Origin of the sequence: Nocardiopsis sp. TNDT3, assembly GCF_003427465.1 — a bacterium.
GTDB lineage: Bacteria > Actinomycetota > Actinomycetes > Streptosporangiales > Streptosporangiaceae > Nocardiopsis > Nocardiopsis dassonvillei.
The window spans coordinates 1-6,781 of sequence record NZ_QPFC01000167.1; the positions used below are offsets into that span (position 1 = coordinate 1).

The window sequence follows — 6,781 nt, forward strand, 5'->3', positions numbered from 1 at the left end:
CCCCCGGCGAGTGCCGTGCCCGGCGGGTGCGCCGTCGGTGGTCCGACCGCGGACGTGCCGGACGCGGCTTCGGGGGTCCGTGTGCGGCGGGGGCCGGCCCCCGGGCCGGCACAGGGGCGAAGGAGCACGCCGAGGGGACGTGCCGGGCCGCCTTCCGGAGCGGTCGGCGCGTCGTACGCGGAGTCGTGAGGGGCGCGGTGAGCGGGTCCTAGGAGCGCCGTCCTCCGGCGGCGTAGTGGTCGTAGGCGTCGCGGACCGCCTCGGCGCAACGCCTGTCCCGAGCCGCCATGGACGGGTGGAGGAACACGAACAGCACGTTGCACAGGAGGGTGAAGAGGAGCCACCCGGTCTCCACGGAGAGGCCCTCCGTGGACAGCCACCACACCAGGAATCCTGCCTGTACGCACGACACCGCCGCCCAGATGGCGGACGTGCGGCGGGGGAACCGGATTCCGTACTCCCTCAGTTTTCGTTCGGCCATGATCCGGGCCAGCCAGTTGGTCCCGGGGTCGGGACACAGCACCCCCTCCGCCACCAGCTTCTCGGCCATGGCCAGCCGGTACGGATCGGCGTCGGGCGGCAGGGGGACGTCACCGAAGGAGCGGCGCGTCCCCCGGGCTGCCAGTTCACCGGCGAGCGCGGTCGCCCCGACGACCAGGGCCAGCCCGGCGCCGGAGTAGGCGAGGAACCGCTCGGGGGTGTCCGCGAGGTGGGCGGTCGGGATCAGACAGATCAGCCACAGGGCGAGGAGGACGGCGCCGAAGGCCACGTAGGGAGCGAGGCGCGGACTGGTCTGCGCGCGGATCAGGTTGCGCGCGCGGAACACGGCGGTGCTCGACGGGGGACGCGGAGACCGCGGCGGGGGCTGGGGGATCACCTCCTCACCGTATCCGGGCCCGCTTCTGACGGACGGCTGTGAACTTGACCGGCAGGGGCTTGGGGCGGCTCCCCGGCACGCGTAACTTGTCGCCATGCACACACACTCCACGCCTCCCGACGTCGAGGCGCTCATCCGGGACCTGCCCAAGGTGGAGCTGCACGTCCACCTGGAGGGGTCGATGCCCGCCGACACACTGTTCGACCTCGCCCGCAGGCACGGCGTCACCGACGTCCCCGACACCCTGGAGGCGCTCCGGGACTGGTACGTCTTCACCGACTTCCCGCACTTCGTCGAGGTCTACCTCGCCTCGGTCGCGACCCTGCGCGAGGAGCAGGACTTCGCACTCCTGGCCTCGGCGGTCGCCGAACGCCTGGCCGCGCAGAACGTGCGCTATGTCGAGATGCACGTCAGCCTCTACACCCACCTGATGCGCGCGGTGCCCGCCCGCGTGGTCTTCGACGGCATCGAGGAGGCTCGCCGCGCGGCCGAGAGCCGGCACGGCATCCAGCTGCGGTGGATCCCCGACTTCCCCGCCGACTTCGGCCTGGAGAGCGCGGAGGCCACCGTGGAGGCGGTCCTGCGCGACGCGCCGCCCAGCGTCGTCGGCTTCGGCGTCGGCGGAGTGGAGACCCCGCTGGAGCAGTACGCCGGGGTGTTCGGCAGGGCGCGGGCCGCCGGACTGGCCAGCCTGCCGCACGCCGGTGAGCACGGCGGTCCCGAGCGGGTACGCGAGGCCCTGGACGCGCTCGGCGCCGAGCGCATCGGCCACGGCATCGACTCCATGCGCGACGAGGCGCTGGTCGGCCGCCTGGCGGAGGGGCGGATCCCGGTGGACGTCAGCCCCACCTCCAACGTGTGCACCCGCGCCGTGGCCGAGCTGGGCGACCACCCGCTGCCCCGCATGCTGGAGGCCGGTCTGCTGGTCACCCTCAACACCGACGACCCGACCATGTTCGGCACCGACCTGAACGGCGAGTACCGTGCCGCGCACGCCCTGGGCCTGGACGCCGCCGACCTGGTCGGGCTCGCCGCGAACGGCGTGCACGCCTCCTACCTGGGCGCGGCCCGCCGCCACGCGCTGCTGGCCGAGATCGGCGAGGTCGCCGCGCGCCACGGCGTCGACCCGGTGAGGGTCGCGGCGCTGCGCTAGCGTCCTGGCCGGAGCTGCCGCCGGTGTGACGTGCGGGTCCGCGAACGGCCGCCGTGGTCCCAGGCGGGTGAGGACGGGTTGCATGCACGTTCCGGTGGGCGGGGGAAGCGGGGCATGTCCTGATGAGGGGGACGCACCTCACACGCTTCCGGCGGTCGCGCCCTCCGGGCGGTACGGCGCCGCCGGCGGGGCTCCGTGGGTATTCCCTTTTTCCGGCTTTTCGCCCACAAGGGAATTAACTTTGCACGGGAGGGAAAACCCGACACGGGGTTTCGGGCGCCAAGGGGTGGCTTGGGTGCGAATCTGCGAAGTTGCTTAGTAGGTTCGGTTCTGGGGTTTACCGGGAAAATTTTCTTTTCCTGTGGCAACATGGAGTAGGTGTCCATAAGCAAGGGGTAGTCAATGGGGCATGCTGTGAGCTGCTCTTATGCCTCTGTGTAGCAAATCTGTTGCGGACTGTACTTATACTGGGGAAGAGTATTTCCCGAAAACGCCTGCGAGCCTTCGGTGGCTTGCTAACGTTTCGGTCCGTCGGCGGTTCCGCGAACTTTCGAACCGCGACTTCACACATGCGGGTCGCCCCGCCGCCACGCAGTCTTCTCTGCTGGCGGACCCGCACCGCCGTGGACAGCCGGACCCGCGAGACGACGCGGGCACCGGTCCCGTCGCGGACCAGCGTCGCAACGGCGCGATCCCCGAGCCGTACCCGTGAAAGGTCACCTCCGCACATGCGCAACACACTCCGTTACTCCTTCGCCACCGTCATGACCGCCGGGCTGGTCGTGGCGCCCGTGGCGGCGGCCTTCGCCGACACCACCACCAGCGGCTCCGGCGGGATCGGCAGCGGGAACCAGGTCGTCGTGCCCGTGGACGTCGAAGCCGAGCTGTGCGGCAACTCGATCGCGATCCTCGGCATCTCCAGCGCCACGTGCACCCAGGTCTCGGAGGTCCTCTACGAGGCCAGCGGCCAGGGCGGGGCCTCCACGGACGGCTCCGGCGGTGTGGCCAGCGGCAACCAGATCATCGTCCCCGTGGACGCCGCCATCGACGCCTGCGGCAACGCGGCCGCGGTCGGCGGCATCAGCCAGGCCGAGTGCGTCGAGGTGGTCGAGGTCCTGGAGGAGGAGAGCGCCGACGCGCCCACCACCAGGACCGACGGCTCCGGCGGTGTGGCCAGCGGCAACCAGATCATCGTCCCCGTGGACGCCGCCATCAACGTCTGCGGCAACTCGGTGGCCGTCCTGGGCGGCTCCAGCGCCAAGTGCACCACCATCATCAACATCATCCAGGCCTCCCCCGAGAACGAGGGCGCCCCCGACGCCGCCACCAGCGGCGCGGGCGGGATCGGCAGCGGCAACCAGGTCGTGGTCCCGGTGGACGCGGCCGTCGACATCTGCGGCAACGCCGTGTCCGTGCTCGGCCTGGCCGAGGGCTCCTGCATGGAGATCATCTCCGAGGAGGAGCGGCCGGAGGAGCCCGGCGAGGAGAAGCCCGAGGAGCCCGGCCAGCCCGAGGAGGAGAAGCCGGAGGAGGAGCAGCCCGAGGAGCCGGGTGAGGAGAAGCCCGAGGAGCCCCGCGAGGAGGACAAGGGCGAGGACGACTCCAGCACCGGCGAGGAGCCGACCGAGCCCCAGGCCGACGAGCAGCTCCCCGTGACCGGTGGCGCCCTGGCCGGTCTGGTCGCCGCGGGCGTCGCCGCGGTCGGCGCGGGCGGTGCCGGGCTGTACTTCGCCCGCAAGCGCAAGGCCGCCGCCGTGACCGGCGACGACGAGTAGCACGGTCGGGGGACCCGGGTTCCCCGACCACACACGCGGGGCCGCCGGTGACCGGCGGCCCCGTTCGCGTGCGGACCGCCGGAGGGGCGCGGCCGGCGGCGGTCGGCCCCGACCGCGGCGGCGGGCCCGGTCAGGCGGGCCGAGGTCCGCGCGGTGCGGGGAGGCGAGGGGCGGTGCGAGGCGGCCGGAGGAGTCTCATAACCTCGAAGACGTGCTCAAAGTCCTGTTCTCGCAACGCATGCTGGCCTTCCACGCGCTGGTGCTGGTGCTGGTGCCCAGCTTCGTCTGGCTGGGCTTCTGGCAGCTGGACCGGGCCGGGCAGCGCGGCGCGGCGGTCGACCTCCAGCAGTCCAACCTCGCCGCCGACCCCGTGCCGGTGGCCGAGCTGACCCGGGTCGGCGAGGACGTCGACCCCGGCGACCGCTGGCGCACCGTCGAGGCCGCCGGCACCTGGGACACCGAGCACGAGCTGCTGCTGCGCAACCGCGACGGCTCCGGGGGCGTGGGCTTCCACGTGCTGACCCCGCTGGTCACCGAGGAGGGGACCGCGGTCCTGGTCAACCGCGGATGGGTCGAGCGCGGCGAGACCGCCCTCGACCAGCCGGAGGTGCCGCCCGCGCCCGAGGGCGCCGTGGAGGTGGCCGGGCGCCTGCACTACTCCGAGACCGAGGAGAACACCGGGCTGCGCAACCGCGACGACCTGCCCGAGGGGCAGCTGATGATGGTCGACGTGGACCAGATCGCCGCGGACCTGCCCTACCCCGTCTACGGCGGGTACGTCGACCTGACCCGCCAGGACCCGATGCCGGAGGCGGCGCCCGAGCCGGTCGTCCTGCACGAGGAGGACGCGGGGATGAGCGCGTCCTACGCCGTGCAGTGGTGGGTGTTCGCCGTCGTCGCCGTGGGCGGATGGGTCTTCCTCGTCCGCCGTGAGATCCGGGACGCCCGCGAGGCCGGGGCGGGGGAGTCCGGTGAGGCCGGGGAGGCCGCAGGGTCTGCGGAGACCGCCGGGGCCATGGAGCCCGGTGAGACCGTGGAGGTCGCCGGGGCTGCTGAGACCGTGGAGTCCGGTGCGACAGTCGATGCCGCGCAGCCTTCCGAGTCCGCCGAGACCACCGAGGCCGTGGAGTCCGGCCGGAGTTCCAAGGGGCCTGAGGGGTCCGGCGAGGACTCCGGTGCGACCGCGGGCACGGGCAGGCCCGGGAGCGCCTAGCCCGGGGACGCGTCCGGTACGACCACGGGGTTTCTGTCTCCGGGACCCGACCGAGAAAGCGTGTGGGCGTCCGGGCCCCGTGCGCGCCCGCCCTTCTGGGAGGCTGGGGCCCATGAACGACGACGGCTATCCGGATCCCGGGCGCGTGGCGCGCCGCACCGTGGACGCCGAGGAGAGCGCCCGCGCCGGACGCCGGTGGTGGGACGGCGCGGCCGACGCCTACCAGGCCGAGCACGGGGACTTCCTCGGCGACGCCGAGTTCGTGTGGTGCCCGGAGGGCCTGACCGAGGCCGGGGCGCGCCTGCTCGGCGGCCCGGAGGACCTCCTGCGGGCCCGGATCCTGGAGGTGGGCTGCGGCGCGGGCCAGTGCGGGCGGTGGCTGCGCGCCCAGGGGGTGCGCGAGGTGGTCGGGTTCGACCTGTCCTTCCGACAGCTCCAGCATTCGCGCAGGATCGACGCGGGGACCGGGCACGCGCTCGCGGCCGTGCAGGCCGACGCCCAGCGGCTGCCGTTCGCCGACTCCGCCTTCGACGTGGTGTTCTCCTCCTTCGGGGCCTTCCCGTTCGTGCCCTCGGCCGACGACGCCCTGGCCGAGGCCGCGCGGGTGCTCAGGCCCGGCGGGCGGCTGGTGTTCTCGGTGACCCATCCGGTCCGGTGGAGCTTCCCGGACGACCCCGGAGAGGACGGGTTCACCGTGAACCAGTCCTACTTCGACCGCCGCGCCTACGTGGAGGAGGACGACGGCGGGGACGCGGTCTACGTGGAGCACCACCACACGGTGGGCGACTGGGTGCGCGGGATCGCCCGCGCGGGCCTGGTGCTGCGGGACATGGTCGAACCGGAGTGGCCTGAGGGGCTCGACCGGGTGTGGGGCGGCTGGGGGCCGGTGCGCGGCCGGTTGATCCCCGGCACCGCGATCTTCTCGGCGGTCCGGCCCCGAGTTCCTGACGGAGCGGGAGGGCGGCGCCCCGGCGCTGCGGTGCTGCGCCCCTAGACGGGCTCGCCGAGGTACTCCGGGGGCACGGCGGGTACCAGCCACACTCCGTTGCCGGTGACCCGGAAGACGTGGCCGTCGCCGTGCATGCGTCCGGAGGCGACGGTGAGGACCACCGGCGCGCCGCGCCGGGCGCCCACCCGGCGGGCGGTCGCGGTGTCGGGGGACAGGTGGACGTCGTGCCGCCGCATCGGTCGCAGCCCCTCAGCGGTGATGGCGGGCAGGAGCCGGCCCACGGTGCCGTGGTAGAGCAGGGCGGGGGGCGTGCTCGGCTCCAGCCCCAGGTCGACGCGGACGGAGTGGCCCTGCTGGGCGCGGATGCGGGTGCCGTCCGGGCTCAGGACGAAGCGCTTCTTGTCGTTGGTGTCGACGACCTCCTGGAGGGCCGCGCGGCTGAGGCGCACTCCAGCCCTTCTGCAGCCCGCGAGGAGTTCGTCTACCCCGGCCCACCCCCGCGGGTCGAGCCGCACCCCCACACGGGCGGGGTCGTGGCGGAGCACGCGCGACAGCAACTTGGAGGCGCGTACGAGTTCTCTCAGGTCCATGGTTCCGATGATCCCCGCCGGGCCTCCGGAGGGGCCAGGGCTTTTCGGTCAGGTACCGGGGCGGTGTCCGGACGGCGAAAAACCCCTGGCGCAGGCGTGCACGGAGGAGGCAGGAACGGGTGAGCGGAGCGCGCCGGTCCCGGAGCGGGGGTCCGGGCGCCCCTGAGCGGTTTCCCGTACCCAGAGTGGGCGGGTCCGCGAAGGCGGTTCGCGGACCCGTCGGC

6 protein-coding genes are annotated in these 6,781 nt (G+C 73.3%); 4 read left to right on the forward strand and 2 right to left on the reverse strand.

Going from position 1 to position 6,781, the window contains the following annotated elements; all coding sequences use genetic code 11:
• Nucleotides 1-208: 208 nt before the first annotated feature.
• A complete protein-coding gene (locus tag DQW06_RS04650; RefSeq protein ID WP_232238583.1) occupies nt 209-877 on the reverse strand; it encodes a hypothetical protein in 669 nt (222 codons plus the stop codon).
• A 94-nt stretch (nt 878-971) separates the two neighbouring features.
• Between DQW06_RS04650 and add the strand changes: the two genes are divergently transcribed.
• The 4 genes from add to DQW06_RS04670 all read left to right on the forward strand — a co-directional run bounded on the left by add (nt 972) and on the right by DQW06_RS04670 (nt 6,012).
• A complete protein-coding gene (add, locus tag DQW06_RS04655; RefSeq protein WP_117198018.1) occupies nt 972-2,030 on the forward strand; it encodes an adenosine deaminase in 1,059 nt (352 codons plus the stop codon).
• Nucleotides 2,031-2,758: 728 nt separating this feature from the next.
• Nucleotides 2,759-3,805 carry a chaplin gene (locus DQW06_RS04660; RefSeq protein ID WP_013156336.1) on the forward strand — a complete coding sequence of 349 codons (1,047 nt, stop codon included), beginning with the start codon at nt 2,759-2,761 and terminating at the stop codon, nt 3,803-3,805.
• A 211-nt stretch (nt 3,806-4,016) separates the two neighbouring features.
• On the forward strand, nt 4,017-5,018 hold the full coding sequence (locus DQW06_RS04665) for an SURF1 family protein (protein WP_117198019.1): 1,002 nt from the start codon (nt 4,017-4,019) through the stop codon (nt 5,016-5,018).
• A 112-nt stretch (nt 5,019-5,130) separates the two neighbouring features.
• Nucleotides 5,131-6,012 (forward strand): class I SAM-dependent methyltransferase, encoded by an 882-nt coding sequence (locus tag DQW06_RS04670; RefSeq protein WP_013156338.1) that lies wholly within the window; start codon nt 5,131-5,133, stop codon nt 6,010-6,012.
• On the opposite strand, the gene DQW06_RS04675 is transcribed toward DQW06_RS04670, so the two are convergent.
• Nucleotides 6,009-6,557 (reverse strand): RNA 2'-phosphotransferase, encoded by a 549-nt coding sequence (locus DQW06_RS04675; protein WP_117198020.1) that lies wholly within the window; start codon nt 6,555-6,557, stop codon nt 6,009-6,011. The two genes, DQW06_RS04670 and DQW06_RS04675, sit on opposite strands and share 4 nt — an antisense overlap.
• Nucleotides 6,558-6,781: the final 224 nt, after the last annotated feature.